Below are 18,908 nucleotides of genomic sequence, written 5' to 3'. Positions count from 1 at the left end.
GCGGCCATCGCGCATCACTCTCCTTCACTCGGACTTTGCCGTCTCGAAGGATCGCGCGGTGGCCGTCTCTCATCTACGCAACACGCCCATCACGGGCAAGTCGTACACCACTTCCGTGGACGCGACCCCATGGCCGTCACCTCCACACAGCACTCGCGTGCCGTTCGTCCGCTGCCGATTCAGGGGGCGGAGCGGCAGCGCGGCACGGTGGTGCTGGCTGCGGTGGGCCGTTTCCGCGCCCCGAGGCTTCTCGGGAAGGAGTCGGAAGGCGTTGTTTCGATGATCGGTGAACTAAGTAAGCGAGTCCTGTCCGACCGATCAGGCTCTTTCGAGTTGTGCCCCTCTGCCCGTGTCTCCGGAGGTGGAGGGGGGTTTGTGGGCGCGGCAGGTTTCGAACCTGCGACCCCTCGCTTGTAAGTTCCGTGACGCTCCGTCCACCGAGGTCCGCCGGCATCCATCACCAGGAAAGATCGACATTTACCGCCGCTCCCGGCCCGCCCTGAACGTCAGTGAACAAGACGAGAACTGAGACGATTCACAACGAGCTACGAGAGCGGCCAAGCGGCGATGGGGCTGACGCCCAACGCTGCGAGCGTAGGCAAAGTGCAGTGCCGGAGTAGTGCCCTGTAGAAGTGCGGGAGACGCACTGCCACGTCTCCGGCGGAGACAAGCGCGCACGCCACCAACCGAGACCGCCGCTGCCCTGACGATGAGGGGAGATCCACCAGTTCCGCAGCGTTCCGGGGCCGAGCGGCCTCCCAGGGACCGTCGGCGACCGACCAGGCATGCAAGATCGTGCTCGATCCCGGAAAGTGGGGCCTCCTCCCCGCAACGAGGCCCCACTGCCCCTGATCGAGCACGATCTTGCTCCCCGATTCAACGCGACCCAACGCGCTCGTGTGCGCTCGTGTGGGCCTAGACCCACGCGGGGGGGCCAGGATCCGTCCGCGCAGGGAGCAAGCCCGAACGGCCCGGAGCGGGCCGGCCCCCGGCGAACCCCACCCCGCTCTCATCCACGCCGAGCCGACAGCGCGCGAGCCGAGCCGAGACAGGCCGACTTCGACACAGGCTCTAATCGGTTGGCACCGCGCCACCTCACCGCATTACCGTGCCGGTCGTGCCCATCCACGATAACGAGGTCCGAGCCACCGTCGGTCAGATGCGCCGCCTGGTGGCGGCCCAGTGTCCGCAGTGGGCCGACCTTCCCGTTACAAACTTGGCCGACGAGTTGGAGGGCACCGACCACGTACTGTTCCGGATCGGCAACGACCTCGTCGCCCGTACGCCCAAGATTGCCTCGGCGGTCGACCAAGCCGATTCTGATGCTCGATGGCTGCCCGTGTTGGCGCCTCACCTGCCGGTGCGGATTCCCGTTCCGCTGCACATCGGCGAGCCGGGCGCGGGCTATCCGTGGCGGTGGACGGTGGTGCCGTGGGTTCCGGGCGATACACCGCCCCGCCTCGGCTGCGACGACGTACCCCTGGCCCGCGACGTGGCGGCCTTCGTCCACGCCCTGCGCCGGGTGGATCCTGCCGGAGGCCCGGTCAAGCCACCGGGTTCCCGCGGGGCCGCCCTGCGCCACGTCGACGCGAACGTCCGCCGTGTGCTGCCTCGCCTCGCCGAGCATGACGACGGCTTCGACGTGGCCGCGGCCGAGGCCGCCTGGGACGCCTGCCTCGCCGCTCCCGACTGGGACCGAGACCCCGTATGGATCCACGGCGACCTGCAGCCGGGCAACCTGATCACCGACGCCGGCCGGCTGGCCGCGGTCGTCGACTTCGGGGCACTCGGTGTCGGCGACCCGGCACCAGACGTGGCACCGGCGCTGTGGACCTTCACCGGCGCGGCCCGGGACGCGTACCGGAAGGCAGTCGAGTACGACGACGCCACCTGGCACCGCGCCTGCGGCTGGGCCCTCGCACCGTCGCTGACGGGCATCGACCACTACCGGCACACCTTTCCCCGCATGGCCGAGCACGGCCGCCGGATGGTCCGCGCAGTGATCGCCGAACTGACGTGAGTGCCACTGCCAGCGAGTGGCTCCGCGCTCAGCGGACCCGCCAGTCGCAGAGGCGGCACGCGACGAACCCTGATGTTGGGGCCGGCAGACACAGCAGCTGGAACGCGACGAACTGAGACGACAGCGGGCCGCCGGTCACCCGGCGGCCCGTTCTCGTGCTGGTCAGAGTGTGGGCGCGGCAGGTTTCGAACCTGCGACCCCTCGCTTGTAAGGCGAGTGCTCTCCCACTGAGCTACGCGCCCCGAACGCCCGCGTGGCGGGCCGGAGTCCGGCAATCCTACCCTGCCGGCCCCGGCCCGACGCGCCGGTGTGCCTGGGTGGGATCAGGCGGCGACGGCCTCGGCGAGGGCCTTGCGCCAACCCTGCTGGTCGCGCGCCTCGCCCGGCATGTTCATCTCGGCGAACCGGACGACGCCGGCCTTGTCGATCACGAAGGTGCCCCGGTTGGCGATGCCGGCGACGTCGTTGAACACGCCGTACGCCTGGGCCACCGCGCCGTGCGGCCAGAAGTCGGCCAGCAGCGGGAACTGGTAGCCCTCCTTGTCGGCCCAGATCTTGTGGCTGTAGACCGAGTCCACGCTGACGGTGAGCACCTGCACGTCGTCGTTGACGTACTCGTTGAGGTTGTCCCGCACCTCGCAGAGCTCGCCCTGGCAGATGCCGGTGAAGGCGAGCGGGTAGAAGACCAGCAGCACGGTGCGCTTGCCACGGAAGTCCGACAGCCGGACCTCCTGGTTGTTCTGGTCCTTGAGCACGAAGTCCGGCGCGTCGGCGCCAACCTCGATCGGCATGCAAGCTCCTCAGGTCGAGTCAGGGTGGCACCAGCCTGCCACCACACCCGGCGGCCGGGGCTGCGGGTGTGGTGGCGGAGGGCTGCTGCCCGATCTTGCCCCGGGCGGGGCCGCTGCTGCTACTTCTTGGCCTTCGCGCCCCGGCGCAGCACCAGGCGGGCGCCGCTCCAGTCTCGGCCGGCGTTGACCGTGGAGGTCTGCTGGAGGCCAGCGGTGGGCGCGGACTCCGCGACCTCGCTCGGCTCGACGTGACCCTCCCGCCCGGCCTTGGGCGTCAGCAGCCACACGACGCCGTTGTCGGCCAGCGGGCCGAGGGCGTCGACGAGGAGTTCGAAGAGATCACCGTCACCGTCGCGGTACCACACCAGCACCGCGTCGACCACCTCGTCGGTGTCCTCGTCGGCCAAATCTCCACAGCGGTCGGTCAGGGCGTCCCGGAGATCCTGGTCGACGTCTTCGTCGTACCCCATCTCCATGACGACCATCCCCGGCTCGATCCCGAACCGGTCCGCCAGGCTGCGTACCCCGTCGGCGGCCTGACCAGCGGTCGCGCTCACTGTCGCGTGCCTCCTCATCTCGTCCCTGCTCGCGGCATCGTTGCGATGCCGTCAGGCAAAGTCCACACACTCGTGGCTCCCCGCGCAAGTGGCGCACCGGGTGGATCGGAATTTACCGTGCCAGCAGCGTACGGGCACCCTGGGTGATGGCCTTCTCGGAGACCAGCACCTGGTGCGCTGCCGGGCCTAATGGTACAAACGAGTCAATTGCCGCCACCCGGAGCGCCGCCCCGACATACCCCCCGTCCACCAACGCCGCGAGCACCCCCTCCCCGACCCCGCCGGACCGGCGCGTCTCGTCCACGACCAGCACCCGGCCGGTCACGGAGGCCTCCCGGACGATGTCCGCGACCGGCAGCGGCGCGATCCAGCGCAGGTCCACCACCCGGATGCCGACCCCCTCGTCGGCGAGGGCGGCGGCGGCGCGCAACGACATCCGCACGCCGTTACCGAAGGTGATGATGGTGACGTCCTCGGCCGAGCCCACGCCGTACACCCGGGCCCGCCCGACCGGGGCGTGCCCGGCCGCCCACTCCTCCGGCTCCGGATAGTCGGCCAGCCACTCGCCGTCGCCCTCGGCGTACAGGTCGCGGGTGTGGTAGAGCGCGATCGGCTCGACGAAGACGCACACGCTGCCGTCCACCGCCGCGCTCGCCAGGCAGGCGCGCAGCATCGGCCCGGCGTCGTCCGGGCGGGCCGGCACGGCGACCACCAGCCCCGGCACGTCGCGGAGCACGGCGAGGGAGTTGTCGTTGTGGAAGTGCCCGCCGAAGCCCTCCTGGTACGCCAGCCCGGGCACCCGGACCACCATCGGGTTGCGGAACGCGCCCGAGGAGAAGAACCGCATGGTGGCCGCCTCGCCGCGGAGCTGGTCCTCGGCGTTGTGCAGGTACGCCAGGTACTGGATCTCTGGCACCGGCAGCAGCCCGGCCAGCCCGGCGCCCAGCCCGAGCCCGAGGATCGAGGTCTCGTCGAGCAGGGTGTCGAAGACCCGGGCCGCGCCGAACCGGTCGCGCAGCCCCTTGGTCACCCCGTACACCCCGCCCTTGGCGGCGATGTCCTCGCCGAAGAGGACCATCCCGGGGTGGTCGAGCATGCCGTCGGCGAGGGCGGCGTTGATGCTCTGGGCCAGGGTGAGCGGGCCGGCCGACTCGGGCAGCCGACCGCCGAACGCCTCGGCCCGGGCGACCGCGCCGGGCCCGGCGGCCCGGGTCGCCGCGTCGGCCACCGCGCGGGCCACCCGGGCCGGCCGCCGGGGCGCGATCTCGGCGACCACCTCGGCCGCGGAGGCGAGTTTCGGCTCGCCGAGCACCTCCTCGGCGATCCGGCGTACCTGCCAGCCGCGCTCGTCGTAGCGGGTCAGCAACTCCTCGGCGGTGGCCACGCCGGCGGAGACCAGCAGCCGCGCGGTGGCCAGCAGCGGATCCCGCGCCAGGTCCGTGGTCAGCTCCCCGGGGCGGCGGTACGCGGCCTCCGCGTCGGCCCCGGCGTGTCCCATCAGCCGTACGGTGGACAGGTGCAGCACGGCCGGCCGCCGGTGCCGGCGCACCCAGCCGGCCGCCTCCACCGCCGCCTCGTACGACTGCACCGGGTCGGTTCCGTCGGCGGCGAAGTAGCGGATGCCCGGCTTGGCCCGCAGCGTCGCCTCCACCCAGCCCCTGGGCGAACGGACGCTGATGCCGAGGCCGTTGTCCTCGCAGACGAAGAGCACCGGGATGCGCAGCCCGGTGTGGTCGTACCAGCCCGCGGTGTTGAACGCGGCGGTGGCGCTGGCGTGGTTGACCGAGGCGTCCCCGAACGAGCAGACCACGATGGCGTCCGGCGGCCAAGGCGAGCGGGGTGGCTGCCCGACGTCGCCGACCGGGTCCGCACCGGTCGGCCGCCCGGCCGGGTCACGCCGGCGCAGCCGCTCCAGGGCCAGGCCCGCGCCGACCGCCCGGGGCAGGTGCGAGGCGATGGTGGAGGTGGTGGGGACGACGGCGAGGTCGGCCCGGCCGAAGACCTTGTGCCGGCCCCCGGCGATCGGCTCCCGGGCGGAGGCGACCATGCCGCGCAGCACGTCCCGGGCCGCTTCGGCGTACGCGTCCTCCGGGCCGATCTCCCCGGCCGGGCCGGCCCCCTCGGCGGCGTCGCCCCGCGCCACGGGGTCGGCCGACGGGCCGGCCGCGCCGCTCGGGCGGACCGCGCCGGCCGGGTGAACCCCGGTGGCCGGGCTGATCGGACTGGCCGGGCCGGCCAGGCCGGCGTCGGGGCCGTCGGCGTCGGTGTCGGCGGTGTCCTCGGCGGCGGCGTCCTCGGCGGCGGCGTCTGGGACGCCGGGGTCTGCGGCGGCGGGGCCTGCGGCTTCGGGGCCTGGGCGGCCGGGGCCGGCGTGGTCGGCCGGGCCGCCCTCACCGGTGTTCCCGGTCGGGTCGGGGACGGCTGAGTCGGGAAAGGCGGTCCGGCCGGCGGCCAGGGCGACCCGGAGGCAGTAGAACGCGCCCGAGCGGTAGTGCAGCAGGGCGGGGTCGCCGGGCCGCAGGGCGGCGGCGACCGCCGCGTTGCCCTCGTGGCCGGCCGACCCGATGGTGTAGAAGCCCTCGCCGAAGCTGCGCAGCCACCGCCCGGCGAGGTCGAGTTGCCGGCTGGTGACCTGGGCGTCGAAGAGGTCCAGCAGTTGCGCCCCGGTCAGCGCCGTGCCGTCGCGGACGGGCTCGGCCGGGTCACGTCGCCGGGGCGCGGCGACCAGTTTGGCGAGGGTCTCCCGGAACCTGTCGTCGAGATCTTGCGCGGTGGTCACGTCGGACAGCATTACCGACTCGACGCCCGCTCGCCCACTCGGACACGATCCGCCCGGGGCGGCTCAGTCCTCCGCGCACCGCTGCGGGCAACCGCCGTCGGAGACCTTCCACACCAGCTCGCGCGGGGTGGCCAGCTCGGTGCCGGTGAGCCCGAGAGCAGTCGGGAGTCTGACATCACCCGGTCGGCGCCTGAGCCGGTGCGCGGGACGGGCCCACGGGTCAGCCCGGCAGGAACGAGAGGCGGACCTTGCGGGTGGGGTTGTCGCCGTTCGTGTCGACCAGGCAGATCGACTGCCAGGTTCCCAGCGCCAGCCGCCCGTCGACCACCGGCAGGGTCGCGTACGGCGGGACGAAGGCGGGCAGGACGTGGTCCCGCCCGTGCCCCCGCGAGCCGTGCCGGTGCCGCCAGCGGTCGTCGGTGGGCAGCAGGTCGTCCAGCGCCCGCAGCAGGTCGTCGTCGGAGCCCGAGCCGGTCTCGATCAACGCCAGGCCGGCGGTGGCGTGCGGCACGAAGACGTGCAGCAGGCCGTCGCCCTGGCCGGAGACGAACCGCTCAGCCTCGGCGGTGATGTCCCGGACGGTCGGCCGGGACCCGGTCTGGACGGTGATCACCTCGGTGCGCATACGGCGCATTCTGCCCGAGCCGCGGCGGGCCCGCCGGCAGCCACCGAAGGACGGCGGTCATCAGCCTCCGCCGCCCCCGCTGTCGCCGCCGCCCGACCAACCGCCCGAGTCCCCGCCCGACCAGCCGGAGCCGGAGTGGTCACCGCCGCCCGACCAACCGCCGCCGGAGTCCCCCGGCCCCGAGTCGCCCGAGTCGCCCCAGTGGCCGCCGACCGAGTGGTCCGCGCCGGCACCCGCGCCGTACGTGCCGGAGCCGTACAGGCCGGCCGGCTCGCCCGCGGCGGGGCGGCGGTACCCGCCGCGCCGGTGACCCGCCCGGCCGAACAGCACCAGGCCCACCGCCAGCAGGGCCAGGCCGAGCACCCCGGCCAGGGCCGCGTCGAGCTCGCCGCCGGCGAGCCCGATCAGCGCCAGCAGGAGGATGAGCCCGCCGACCAGTACGAGTGCGCCCGCCACCGCCCGCAGCATCGTCATGTCCCGACGGTAGGGGGCGTGGGCAACCCGCCCAACGCGTCGGTCGGGGGGCAATCCCGGGACGCGGGCCGGGCCGTTCCGGCCGGGGCCGGCCCGGGTTCGGGTGGAGCGGCGAACCGAATGTTACCGACGGGTACCTGTGTTCAGCATCGCGTCTGGGGAGGGCAGGCGTGACGATCACCGCCGGGAGGAGGCAGGATGGCATCTAGAGACCTGTCCCACACACAACCGAGGGAACGCCTGTGGCCACGGAACGCAAGCGCCCGGTGATCACCGCCGGTCTGCCGAGCCAGCTTCCGGACATCGACCCCGAAGAGACCGGCGAATGGGTCGAGTCGCTCGACGGAGTGATCGACGAGCGCGGAACCAAGCGCGCCCGGTACGTCATGCTGCGTCTGCTGGAGCGGGCGCGCGAGCGTCAGGTCGGGGTGCCGTCCCTGACCACCACCGACTACATCAACACCATCCCGCCGGAGCGCGAGCCGTGGTTCCCGGGTGACGAGCACATCGAGCGGCGAATCCGGGCGTACATCCGGTGGAACGCGGCGATGCTGGTGCACCGCGCGCAGCGCCCCGAGATCGGCGTCGGCGGGCACATCTCCACCTTCGCCAGCTCGGCGTCGCTCTACGAGGTGGGCTTCAACCACTTCTTCCGGGGCAAGGACCACCCGGGCGGCGGCGACCACATCTTCTACCAGGGCCACGCCTCCCCCGGCATGTACGCGCGCGCGTACCTGGAGGGGCGGCTGAGCGAGCACCAGCTCGACGGGTTCCGCCAGGAGCTGTCCCACCCGGGCGGCGGCCTGCCGTCGTACCCGCACCCGCGGCTGATGCCGGACTTCTGGGAGTTCCCGACGGTCTCCATGGGCCTCGGCCCGATGAACGCGATCTACCAGGCCCGGTTCAACCGGTACCTGCACCACCGGGGCATCAAGGACACCTCGCAGCAGCACGTCTGGGCGTTCCTCGGCGACGGCGAGATGGACGAGGTGGAGTCGCTCGGCGCGATCGGCGTGGCCGCCCGCGAGGAGCTGGACAACCTCACCTTCGTGATCAACTGCAACCTCCAGCGGCTCGACGGGCCGGTCCGGGGCAACGGCAAGATCATGCAGGAGCTGGAGGCGTTCTTCCGGGGCGCCGGCTGGAACGTCATCAAGGTGGTCTGGGGCCGCGAGTGGGACCCGCTGCTCGCCGCCGACACCGACGGCGCGCTGGTCAACCTGATGAACACCACGCCCGACGGCGACTACCAGACCTACAAGGCGGAGTCCGGGGCGTACGTGCGGGAGCACTTCTTCGGCCGCGACCAGCGGACCCGGAAGATGGTCGAGGGGTTCAGCGACGACGAGATCTGGAACCTCAAGCGGGGCGGCCACGACTACCGCAAGCTCTACGCGGCCTACAAGGCGGCGACGGAGCACACCGGCCAGCCGACGGTGATCCTGGCCAAGACGATCAAGGGCTGGACGCTCGGCTCGCACTTCGAGGGCCGCAACGCGACCCACCAGATGAAGAAGCTGACGCTGGAGGACCTGAAGCTCTTCCGCGACCGCCTCTACCTGGACATCTCGGACAAGACGCTGGAGGAGAACCCCTACCTCCCGCCGTACTACCAGCCGGGCGACAAGTCCGACGAGATCGCGTACCTGAAGGAGCGGCGGCAGCAGCTCGGCGGTTACCTGCCGTCCCGGCGGACCGCCGGCAAGGCCCTGGCGATCCCGGGCAGCGAGCGGTTCGCCGACGTCAAGCGCGGCTCCGGCAAGCAGAAGGTGGCCACCACGATGGCCTTCGTCCGCCTGCTCAAGGACATCATGAAGGACAAGGAGTTCGGCAAGCGCTGGGTGCCGATCATCCCGGACGAGGCCCGCACCTTCGGCATGGACTCGCTCTTCCCGACGCAGAAGATCTACTCGCCGCACGGCCAGCGGTACACCTCGGTCGACCGGGAGCTGTTCCTGTCGTACAAGGAGTCGACGACCGGGCAGATCCTGCACGAGGGCATCAACGAGGCCGGCTCGGTGGCCTCGTTCACCGCCGCCGGCACCGCGTACGCCACCCACGGCGAGCCGATGATCCCGCTGTACATCTTCTACTCGATGTTCGGCTTCCAGCGCACCGGCGACGGCTTCTGGGCGGCGGCCGACCAGATGGCGCGGGGCTTCGTGCTCGGCGCGACCGCCGGGCGGACCACGCTCAACGGCGAGGGCCTCCAGCACGAGGACGGCCACTCGCTGCTGCTCGCCGCCACCAACCCGGCGGTGGTCGCCTACGACGCGGCGTTCGCGTTCGAGCTGGCGCACATCGTGGAGAACGGCCTGCACCGGATGTACGGGGAGCAGCCGGAGAACATCTTCTACTACCTGACGATCTACAACGAGCCGATCCACCAGCCGGCGGAGCCGGCGGACGTGGACGTCGAGGGCCTGCTCAAGGGCATCTACCGCTACTCCCCCGCCCCGCAGGTCGACGGCCCGAAGGCCAACGTCCTGGCCTCCGGCACCGGCATGCAGTGGGCGCTCAAGGCCCAGCAGTTGCTCGCCCAGGACTGGGGGGTGGCCGCCGACGTCTGGTCGGTGACCTCCTGGGCCGAGCTGCGCCGCGACGCGGTGCAGTGCGAGGAGCACAACCTGCTCAACCCGGGCGCGGAGCAGCGGGTGCCGTACATCCAGCAGAAGCTGGCCGACGCCGACGGGCCGAAGGTCGCGGTCAGCGACTGGATGCGCGCGGTGCCGGACCTGATCGCCCGCTGGGTGCCGGGCGACTACACCTCGCTCGGCACGGACGGGTTCGGCATGTCCGACACCCGGCACGCGCTGCGCCGGCACTTCCACGTCGACGCCGAGTCGGTGGTGGTCGCGACGCTGCGGCAGCTCGCGCTGCGCGGCACGGTGCCGGCCACGGTTCCGGCCGAGGCGGCCAAGAAGTACGCGATCGACGACGTGAACGCGGCGCCGGTGGGCGAGACCGGCGGCGACAGCTAGGGCCGGCGAGCACAGGGCCCGGCGCGGTGATCACCGCGCCGGGCCCTTCCGTTTTCGCAACTCGGCGGTGGCCCGGACGCCCCTGGCGGGGACGCCGGACCACCGCCGTCGCGGGTGACGCCTCAGGACGCGGCCCTCAGCCGACGGCGGCCAGATCGGTGAGCCGGGCCAGCGAGTCCTCCAGGTCGGCGCCGACCCGACGCAACCCGAGCCGGAGCAGGGCGGCCTTGACCGGGCCGGCCGGCCAGCGTACGACGATGAGCCGCACGACGGTCCCGCCCTTCTCCTCGTCCCCGGTGAGCTGGACGTAGATCTCGGTCCGGGCCTCGGCCCGGGCCCCGGCGCCCTTGGCGCGCTCCCGCCAGCCGATCAGGTTCGGCTCCTGGTAGGCGATCACCTCGGCCTCGTGGGCCGACCCGCGCCCGGCCTGGACCAGCTGCCGGCGACCGAAGCCCTCCCCCGAGAGCACCTCGGCCGCGCGGACCCCCGCCAGCCAGGCCGGCAACTGCTCGGCCCGCTGGACGACTTCCCAGACCGCTTCCACCGGCGCCGCCACGTGCGTACTGCGTTCCACGAGGATCATTTTGGTTCTTTCCCCCACTGAGGACATCCGCGATATTCCGCACTCTATGCATGAAAACGGACTTACTAGGACTTCTTCGGAAAAGACACGCCGAAAACCCTTGCGCGCCGATCGCCGGCCGCCTATGGCGCGAACGACGGTCGGGGGCCTAGAGTCCGAGCACGTTTCGCGTTTCGCGGGCGTCCTGCGGGTCGCGCTGCCGGCGTACCCGTCGACCGCGAACGCCGTCGGTTCTCGACTCGCCTGGAGGGTGCATGACCACCGAGCCGCTGCCCGAGTTCCCGGCCGGATTCCGCTGGGGCGTCGCCACCTCCGCCTACCAGATCGAGGGGGCGACGACGGCCGCCGGACGCGGTCCGTCCATCTGGGACACCTTCGCGCACACCCCGGGGCTGGTCGCCGACGGCAGCACCGGCGACGTCGCCTGCGACCACTGGCACCGGCCCGGCGAGGACGTCGCGCTGATGGCCGGGCTCGGCGTGTCGGCGTACCGGTTCTCGGTCGCCTGGCCCCGGGTCCAGCCCGGCGGCACCGGCCCGGCCAACGCCGCCGGCCTGGACTTCTACGACCGGCTCGTCGACGACCTGGCCGCCGCCGGCATCGACCCGGTGGCCACCCTGTACCACTGGGACCTGCCGCAGCCGCTGGAGGACGCGGGCGGCTGGCTGAACCGGGACACCGCCGCCCGGTTCGCGGAGTACGCCGACCTGGTGGCCGCCCGGCTCGGCGACCGGGTCAAGCTGTGGATCACCCTCAACGAGCCGTTCGTGCAGATGAGCCTCGGCTACGGCACCGGCCAGCACGCCCCCGGCCGGACGCTGCTGTTCGACGCGTTCCCGGTGGCCCACCACCAGCTCCTCGGGCACGGCCTCGCCGTCGCCGCGCTGCGCGCCCGCACCACGAGCCCGGTGGCCATCACCAACAACTACTCGCCCGTGCGGGTGGCCGGCGACACCGACGCCGACCGGGCCGCCGCCGACGCGTACGACGCGCTGCACAACCGGCTGTTCACCGACCCCCTGCTCGGCCTCGGCTACCCCGACGCCCTCGACCTCGACCCGGGGACCGTCCACGCCGACGACCTCGCGGTGATCGCCGCGCCGATCGACGTGCTCGGCGTCAACTACTACAACCCGACCGGCGTACGGGCCGCCGACGCGGACTCGCCGCTGCCGTTCGAGCTGGTCGAGCTGACCGGCTATCCGCGCACCTCGTTCGACTGGCCGGTCGCGCCCGAAGGGCTGCGCGAGCTGCTCACCGGCCTGCGCGACCGGTACGGCGACCGGCTGCCGCCGATCCAGATCACCGAGAGCGGCTGCGCCTACGACGACGCGCCGGACGCCGACGGCCGGGTCCACGACCCGGAGCGGATCACCTACCTGGACGGGCACCTGCGCGCCGTGCGGGCGGCGATCGACGACGGCGTGGACGTGACCGGGTACTTCGTCTGGTCGCTACTGGACAACTGGGAGTGGGCGGAGGGCTTCACCAAGCGCTTCGGCCTGGTGCACGTCGACTTCGCCACCGGGGCCCGCACGCCCAAGTCCTCGTACGCCTGGTTCCGCGACGCCGTCACCCGGCCGGCGGGCCCCGCGACACCGAACGCGAAGTAGGGCCGTGACCACCGTCGACCCGCCGCCGGCCGCGCTGCCGGCGGCGCTCGCCGAGCCGGTCGCGCCGGTGCGGCGGGGCTGGATCTCGCTGATCTTCGCGGCGAACCTCGGGGTGTGGATGGCCTTCTTCACCCCCATCCAGGTGCTGCTGCCCCAGCAGATCGAGCGGATCGCGCCGGGCGACAAGGAGGCCATGTTCGCCGTGGTCACCGGCCTCGGCGCGCTCGCCGCCGTGCTGGCCAACCCGCTCGCCGGGGCGCTGTCGGACCGGACCTGCCTGCGGCTGGGCGGCCGGGAGCTGGGCCGCCGGCACGTCTGGACGGCCGGCGGCGCGGTCCTCGGCGCGCTCGCCCTGTTGCTGCTGGCCCGGCAGAACACGATCGCCGGGGTGGCGGTCGGCTGGGTGGCCGCCCAGGTCTGCTTCAACGCGATGCTGGCCAGCCTCACCGCCGGCATCCCGGACCGGGTGCCGGTGGCGCAGCGCGGTGGCGTCTCCGGCTGGATCGGCATCCCGCAGTCGCTCGGCCTGGTGCTCGGCGCGGTGCTGGTGACCGCCCTGGTGACCGGCAACGCCGCCGGGTACGCCGCGGTCGCACTGGCCGTGCTGCTGCTGTCGCTGCCGTTCGCGCTGCTCACCGCCGACGACCCGCTGCCCCGGGAGCACCGCCCGGCGCTGCGGCTGCGCACGCTGCTCGCCTCGATGTGGATCAGCCCGCGCCGGCACCCCGACTTCGCCTGGGCCTGGATCACCCGGTTCCTGGTCCAGCTCGGCAACGCGCTGGGCACGTTGTACCTGCTGTACTTCCTCACCGACGGGGTGCGCCACCCCGATCCCGAGGGCGGGCTGCTGATCCTGATCCTGCTCTACACCCTCGGGATGATCCTCACCGCCGTGGTCGCCGGTCGGCTGTCCGACCGGTCCGGGCGACGGAAGATCTTCGTGATCACCTCTGGCGTGGTGATGGCGGTGGCCGCGACGCTGCTGGCCATCGCGCCGGTCTGGTCGATGGCCGTGGTCGCCGCGCTGCTGCTCGGCGCGGGCTACGGCGTCTACCTGTCCGTCGACGCGGCGCTGATCACCGAGGTGCTGCCGACGGCCACCGACCGGGCCAAGGACCTCGGGGTGATCAACATCGCCAACTCCGCGCCGCAGGTGCTCGGCCCGGCGCTGTCCGCCCCGCTCGTGGTGCACCTGGGCGGCTACCCCACCCTGTACGCGGCCACCGCTGCGGTCACCCTGCTCGGCAGCGTCCTGGTCGTCAAGATCCGCTCGGTGGCCTGACCCGTCCGGAGAGGGCCCGGGCCGCTCGGGGAAGACGCCGGGGAGAGGCCCTGGCCCCCTCGCGGAAAGCGCTGGCCGGCGGCCGTAGGCTGGGGGACGTGACGGTACGTGTGCGCTTCGCCCCTTCCCCGACCGGTATGTTCCACGTCGGCGGTGCCCGCTCGGCCCTGCAGAACTGGATCTACGCCAAGCAGCAGGGCGGGGTGTTCGTGCTCCGCATCGAGGACACCGACGCCGCCCGCAACAAGCCGGAGTGGACCGAGGGCATCCTCTCGGCGCTGGACTGGATCGGCATCGCCCGGGGCAGCTACGAGGGCCCGTACTTCCAGTCGTCGTACGCCGGGGAGCACCGCGCCGCCGCCCAGCGCCTCTTCGAGGCCGGCCAGGCGTACTACTGCGACTGCACCCGCGACGCCGTGCAGGCCCGCACCGGCTCGCAGTACCAGGGCTACGACGGCTTCTGCCGGGACCGGGGCCTCACGCCGGGCGAGGGACGGGCGCTGCGCTTCCGGACCCCCGATTCCGGCGAGACCGTGGTGGTCGACCTGATCCGCGGCGAGCCGACCTTCGAGAACAAGCTGATCGAGGACTTCGTCATCGCCCGGGGTGACGGCTCGCCGGTGTTCCTGCTGGCCAACGTCGTCGACGACATGACCATGGGGATCACCCACGTGATCCGGGCCGAGGAGCACCTGCCCAACACCCCGAAGCAGCAGCTTCTCTGGGACGCCCTCGGGGTCACCCCGCCGATCTGGGCGCACGTGCCGGTGGTGGTCAACGAGAAGCGGCAGAAGCTGTCCAAGCGGCGGGACAAGGTCGCCCTGGAGGCGTTCCGGGACGAGGGCTACCTCGCCGCCGCGATGCGCAACTACCTGATGCTGCTGGGCTGGGCGCCGTCCGGCGACCGGGAGATCGTGCCCTGGTCGGTGATCGAGGAGGAGTTCCGGCTGGCGGAGGTCAACCCCTCCCCCGCGTTCTTCGACGAGAAGAAGCTGCGCGCGTTCAACGGCGACTACATCCGGGCGCTGCCGGTGGACGAGTTCATCGCGGCCTGCCAACCGTGGCTGACCGGCACCGACACCATCGCCCCGCCGCCGTGGCAGCCGGAGGAGTTCGACGCGGACGCGTTCGCCGCGGTCGCCCCCCTGGCCCAGACCCGGATCGCCGTGCTCAGCGAGATCGTGCCGAACGTCGACTTCCTCTTCCTGGCCTCGCCGCTGATCGACGAGGCCGCCTGGGCCAAGGCGATGAAGGAGGGCGCGGCCGAGCTGCTGGACGCGGCGGTGGTCGCGTTCGAGGCGCTGGAGTCGTGGGACGCCGGCTCGCTGAAGGCGACGCTGGAGGCGGTCGGCGCGGAGCGCGGTCTCAAGCTCGGCAAGGCTCAGGCCCCGATCCGGGTCGCGGTCACCGGCCGCACCGTGGGCCTGCCGCTGTTCGAGTCGCTGGAGGTCCTCGGCCGCGAGCGCACCCTCGCCCGGCTGCGCGCCGCGCGTCTCCGCCTGCCCTGACCTGACACGCGAAGGGGCCCGCCGGTGACCCGGCGGGCCCCTTCGCCGTCGGTGCCCGGGTGCGCCGGGTCAGGGGCGGGGCGAGCGGCGGCGCAGCAGGAGGCCGGCGGCGAGGGCCGCGAGGACGACGAGCCCACCGAGCGCCCAGAGCCAGCCGGCACCGCCGTCGTCGTCGTCCGAGCGTTCGGCGGCGGCCGGGGCAGCCGCCGGCGGGCTCGCCGCGGCGGCCGGTGACGACGGCACGGCCGTCGGGGTGGCGCTCGCGGCGGGGGACGACGAGGGGGGCTGGGCCGGGGTGCCGGTGGTGAGGGTGAACCGCACCTCGCCCTTGATCGGGTGGCCGTCGCCCGAGGCGACCTGGTACCCGACGACGTAGAGGCCGGCGGCGCCGGGCGCGAACGGGACGCTCACCCGGCTGCCGGAGAAGGTGGGCTCGCCCCCGAGCGCTGCCACGTTGTCCGGACCGGTCAATGTGATCTTCGTCGTACCCGGGTCCGGCTTCGCCAGGAAGCGAAGCTCGATCCGCTGCGGCGCGGCGGCCACCCGCGCGCCGTTCTCCGGGTTGCTGCCGGTCAGCGAATTGTGCGCCGAAGCCGGCGATGCCGGAATCGCCAGCGACACACCGAGCGCCACGCCGAGAACCACTACCCAGGTACGTGCCACGCGTGGGAACGTGCCCCCCATGAACCCCTCCGGAAAGGTACTATCCGCCCGCTAATCAACGGCTTACTGGTTAGTCGGCCCAGGATCGCAGATAGTTCCAATTCCCGATCCAGTAGCTGCAACTGATCGACGTTCCGCACAGTCTTAGAGGTGGGCACCCGCCCGGGGGGCATGGTCACCGCCATCGACCGACCAACGCGTGACCCGCAGTGAAGCCATCCAAATCGAAACGGGGCGAGGAGGCGGCGATGGTCCGACAGGTGAGGCGGCTGATCGCGTTGGCCGCAGGGATGCTGCTGGCGGCGGTCCTCACGGGACCGGCCCACGCGGGCGGCCCGGCGCGGACCGCCGGCCCGGCGCGCGTCGCGGTGCCGGCCGCCCCGAAGCCGCAGCCGGCCGGTGTGGACATCACCGGCGACCGGCTCGCCGAGCCGCTGCGGCTGCGGGCCGCCACCCACCCCGCCGCGGTGGTCGCGGTCATCGACCAGGTGAGTTGGCTGGGTCGCACCGGCTCGCCGTCCGGCCCGGCCGCGAAGGACCTCGGCCCGAAGTACACGGTCGTGGTGTTCGCCGGGGAGATCGCCACCCAGACGTACGACCTCTACCCGCTGGCCAAGGGCGGCCCACGGGTGCACCGGCCGGCCAAGCAGCCGGGCCCGTCCCCCAAGGCCAAGGCCGGCTGGTTCCTCGGCCGGCTGAACATGTCGGAGGCCCTGCGCACGGCCGGGGTGCCGCTGGAGCAGCAGGTCGACACGGTCGGCGGCGGCGGTGGCGGCGAGCGGGTGCTCCCGGACGAGTCGCTGAACCCGGGCCAGGACCTCGACGAGGCCCTCGACGAGTTGCAGCGGCTGCTGCTGCTCAACGTCGGGGTGATGCTGGTGATCACCCTCGGGCTGGCCGGGATCGCGCTGCTGATCCGCCGCCGCACCCGCTGAGCCGCACCCGCTGAGCCACACCCGCTGAACCATGCCCGCCGAGCAGGCTGAGCCGCCCGGCCTGGCGGTCGGCGGGTCAGATCTCCAGGACCACCTTGCCCCGGACGTGCCCCTGCTCGACCAGGCGCTGCGCCTCGGCTGCCTGGTCGAGCGGGAACGACCGTGCCACGTGGACGGTGAGCCGACCGGCGTCGACAAGCCCGGCCAGGACGCTCAGGTCCGCCGTGGACGGCCTGACGAACAGGTAGCTGCCGCCGAGGCGGGTTACGTGTTCCGGGTCGGCGGTGGAGACCAGCCGGGCGGGGCGGTTCAGCAGCTCGGCCGAGACGTCCAGCGCCGCCCCGCCGAACAGGTCCAGGGCCACGTCCACCCCGTCGGGCGCGACCGCGCGGACCCGGTCGAGCAGCCCGTCGCCGTAGCTGACCGGCTCCGCGCCGAGCGACCGGACGAAGTCGTGGTTGGCCTCGCCCGCCGTGCCGATCACCTTGCCGGCGCCGAGCGCACGGGCGATCTGGACGGCGAGGTGCCCGACCCCGCCGGCCGCGCCGTGCACCAGCACGGTGTCCCCCGCCCCGGTGCGGGTGAGCTGGAGAGCCTGGTACGCGGTGAGCCCGGCCAGCGGCAACCCGGCCGCCTCCGCCCAGGACGCGCGGACCGGCTTGTCCGCCACCGTCCGCTCCGGGGCCGGCACCAGCTCCGCGTACGTGCCGTACTGGAGGTCGTCGCGGCGGACGTACCCGATCACCTCGTCGCCCACGGCGAACCCGACCACCGCCGGGCCCACCGCGGCCACCACGCCGGCCGCGTCCCAGCCGGGCACCAGCGGGAAGTGGGCGGGGATGGCCGCGTCGAGGTGCCCCTCGCGGATCTTCCAGTCGACCGGGTTGACACTGGCCGCGCGCACCCGCACCAGCACCGTGTCGGGCCCGACCGGCGGGTCGGGCAGCTCCCGCACGGCGAGCCGGTCGGCGGGGCCGTACTCGTCGATCGCGATCGCCTTCACCCTGCTCACGCTAGCCGCTGCGGGGTCGCCGCGGGTGGCGGAGCCGGCCCACGGGGCGGGCCGGCGGCAGGCCGTCAGGCCGCTGTCAGCACCAGCGGCGCGGCGGGCGTTCCTGGCGGACCGCCCGGTGCCGGGGGCGGACCGGGCCGTGCCGGTGCGCGCCGGCCCAGCCGGGCAGGTCGCTGCAACAGGCCGCCGCGCGGGCCAGCTCGCCGGCGGTTGGCTCGGGGGTGCGCTGGCGGGGCACCGCGTCGTCCTCGGCCCGCTCGGCGGCCCGGCCGGAGGTCGGCTCGACGGGGTGGACCGGGCCGGCGAGCCGGCGGTGGTGCTCGGCCGTCGGCTGGGGGTCGTGGTGGCCCGGCCGGCGGGTCTCCCCCTGGGCGCAGCCGTACTCGGCCTCCCCGTGCGCCATCCCCGGTCTCCTCAAGCTCGCCGTCGCGCCTGGCCGGTTGCGGCCCGCGTGCCCTGTCACCGTACTGGGGCGGGCCGACGCGTCGTCCGGCGCGTACCCCACCTCAGCGCTTGGGGCGACGCGGCAAGATCGTCTCCCAGACCGGGAAGGCGACCAGCCAGATCGCGATGGCGAGGGTGAGTTTCTGGATCCAGTTCCACAGCTCATGGGTGCGCTCGGCGTCGTCCACGTAGAGGATCGCGGCGCCGAGCAGCGCGCAGGCGACGGCCCAGCCCAGCAGCCCCTTGCCCCACTCCCGCCACTCGTAGCGGGTGCGCGCCCAGCCGTGCTTGGGCGGCCGGACCGGGGGCGGGCCGCCGGCGAACCAGTGTGCGAAGCGCTGGTCGGCCCAGCGGACCATCGAGCGTCCGAAGGCCACCGAGAAGCCCAGGTAGGCGGCGGCCAGGCCGTGGGTGACGTTTGCGGTGGCGCCGCGCCGCAGGTCCAGCGCGGTCGCCGCGAGCAGCACCAGGTCGACCAGGGGTACGCAGATCAGCAGCGCCGCGCCGAGGCGCGGTCTCCGCAGCGGGTAGCGGGCCACCAGCCCCGCCGCGAGCACCACCCAGAACCCGATCTCGCACCCGATGATGACCGCGACCAGCACGCCGACCTCCCCGTTCGTCGGAGTCCAGCATGCCGCCCG

16 protein-coding genes and 1 tRNA gene are annotated in these 18,908 nt (G+C 73.1%); 6 read left to right on the top strand and 11 right to left on the bottom strand.

Annotation, left to right across the window (positions count from 1 at the left end; all coding sequences use genetic code 11):
* The first annotated feature begins 1,117 nt into the window (after positions 1-1,117).
* Positions 1,118-2,020 carry an aminoglycoside phosphotransferase family protein gene (locus GVV04_RS28120; protein ID WP_201754248.1) on the top strand — a complete coding sequence of 301 codons (903 nt, stop codon included), beginning with the start codon at positions 1,118-1,120 and terminating at the stop codon, positions 2,018-2,020.
* A gap of 170 nt (positions 2,021-2,190) precedes the next feature.
* Here GVV04_RS28120 and GVV04_RS28115 read toward each other — a convergent pair.
* The 6 genes from GVV04_RS28115 to GVV04_RS28090 all read right to left on the bottom strand — a co-directional run bounded on the left by GVV04_RS28115 (position 2,191) and on the right by GVV04_RS28090 (position 7,246).
* Positions 2,191-2,262: transfer RNA gene (locus tag GVV04_RS28115), tRNA-Val, on the bottom strand.
* Positions 2,263-2,343: 81 nt separating this feature from the next.
* Positions 2,344-2,811: a peroxiredoxin gene (locus tag GVV04_RS28110; RefSeq protein ID WP_161692003.1), complete on the bottom strand. Its 468-nt coding sequence runs from the start codon at positions 2,809-2,811 to the stop codon at positions 2,344-2,346.
* Positions 2,812-2,930: 119 nt separating this feature from the next.
* Positions 2,931-3,368 (bottom strand): DUF3052 domain-containing protein, encoded by a 438-nt coding sequence (locus GVV04_RS28105; protein ID WP_161692002.1) that lies wholly within the window; start codon positions 3,366-3,368, stop codon positions 2,931-2,933.
* A 112-nt stretch (positions 3,369-3,480) separates the two neighbouring features.
* A complete protein-coding gene (locus tag GVV04_RS28100; RefSeq protein WP_161692001.1) occupies positions 3,481-6,159 on the bottom strand; it encodes a transketolase C-terminal domain-containing protein in 2,679 nt (892 codons plus the stop codon).
* A 208-nt stretch (positions 6,160-6,367) separates the two neighbouring features.
* A complete protein-coding gene (locus tag GVV04_RS28095) occupies positions 6,368-6,772 on the bottom strand; it encodes a secondary thiamine-phosphate synthase enzyme YjbQ (protein ID WP_161692000.1) in 405 nt (134 codons plus the stop codon).
* A 60-nt stretch (positions 6,773-6,832) separates the two neighbouring features.
* Positions 6,833-7,246, bottom strand: coding sequence for a hypothetical protein (locus GVV04_RS28090; protein ID WP_161691999.1), 414 nt, complete (start codon positions 7,244-7,246; stop codon positions 6,833-6,835).
* A 242-nt stretch (positions 7,247-7,488) separates the two neighbouring features.
* Here GVV04_RS28090 and aceE point away from each other — a divergent pair, with 242 nt between their 5' ends.
* Positions 7,489-10,227, top strand: coding sequence for a pyruvate dehydrogenase (acetyl-transferring), homodimeric type (gene aceE / locus GVV04_RS28085; RefSeq protein WP_161691998.1), 2,739 nt, complete (start codon positions 7,489-7,491; stop codon positions 10,225-10,227).
* A gap of 136 nt (positions 10,228-10,363) precedes the next feature.
* Here the strand turns inward: aceE and GVV04_RS28080 are convergent, their stop codons facing one another.
* Entirely contained in the window at positions 10,364-10,810 is a 447-nt protein-coding gene (locus GVV04_RS28080; protein ID WP_161691997.1) for an SRPBCC family protein, read from the bottom strand.
* Between the two features lie 254 nt (positions 10,811-11,064).
* Here GVV04_RS28080 and GVV04_RS28075 point away from each other — a divergent pair, with 254 nt between their 5' ends.
* The 3 genes from GVV04_RS28075 (at position 11,065) to gltX (ending at position 15,213) form a co-directional block, all read left to right on the top strand.
* A complete protein-coding gene (locus GVV04_RS28075; RefSeq protein WP_161691996.1) occupies positions 11,065-12,423 on the top strand; it encodes a GH1 family beta-glucosidase in 1,359 nt (452 codons plus the stop codon).
* A 4-nt stretch (positions 12,424-12,427) separates the two neighbouring features.
* Complete coding sequence (locus GVV04_RS28070; RefSeq protein WP_161691995.1) at positions 12,428-13,705, top strand: MFS transporter; 1,278 nt, start codon at positions 12,428-12,430, stop codon at positions 13,703-13,705.
* Between the two features lie 98 nt (positions 13,706-13,803).
* On the top strand, positions 13,804-15,213 hold the full coding sequence (gene gltX, locus GVV04_RS28065; RefSeq protein ID WP_161691994.1) for a glutamate--tRNA ligase: 1,410 nt from the start codon (positions 13,804-13,806) through the stop codon (positions 15,211-15,213).
* A 69-nt stretch (positions 15,214-15,282) separates the two neighbouring features.
* Here the strand turns inward: gltX and GVV04_RS28060 are convergent, their stop codons facing one another.
* Positions 15,283-15,876 (bottom strand): copper resistance CopC family protein, encoded by a 594-nt coding sequence (locus GVV04_RS28060; RefSeq protein WP_328822611.1) that lies wholly within the window; start codon positions 15,874-15,876, stop codon positions 15,283-15,285.
* A gap of 248 nt (positions 15,877-16,124) precedes the next feature.
* Between GVV04_RS28060 and GVV04_RS28055 the strand changes: the two genes are divergently transcribed.
* Positions 16,125-16,811, top strand: a complete 687-nt coding sequence (locus GVV04_RS28055) for a hypothetical protein (RefSeq protein ID WP_161691992.1) — start codon at positions 16,125-16,127, stop codon at positions 16,809-16,811.
* A 76-nt stretch (positions 16,812-16,887) separates the two neighbouring features.
* Here the strand turns inward: GVV04_RS28055 and GVV04_RS28050 are convergent, their stop codons facing one another.
* From GVV04_RS28050 to GVV04_RS28040, 3 genes are all read right to left on the bottom strand, one after another.
* Positions 16,888-17,814, bottom strand: a complete 927-nt coding sequence (locus tag GVV04_RS28050; RefSeq protein ID WP_161691991.1) for an NADP-dependent oxidoreductase — start codon at positions 17,812-17,814, stop codon at positions 16,888-16,890.
* Positions 17,815-17,899: 85 nt separating this feature from the next.
* A complete protein-coding gene (locus tag GVV04_RS28045) occupies positions 17,900-18,226 on the bottom strand; it encodes a hypothetical protein (RefSeq protein ID WP_161691990.1) in 327 nt (108 codons plus the stop codon).
* A 103-nt stretch (positions 18,227-18,329) separates the two neighbouring features.
* Positions 18,330-18,869, bottom strand: a complete 540-nt coding sequence (locus GVV04_RS28040; protein ID WP_161691989.1) for an aldose epimerase family protein — start codon at positions 18,867-18,869, stop codon at positions 18,330-18,332.
* Between the last annotated feature and the right edge of the window lie 39 nt (positions 18,870-18,908).

Origin of the sequence: Micromonospora rubida (assembly GCF_009908295.1) — a bacterium.
Classification (GTDB): domain Bacteria; phylum Actinomycetota; class Actinomycetes; order Mycobacteriales; family Micromonosporaceae; genus Micromonospora; species Micromonospora rubida.
Note: the sequence above shows the minus strand (reverse complement) of the source record. Positions and strands in the feature narration are given on the sequence as shown.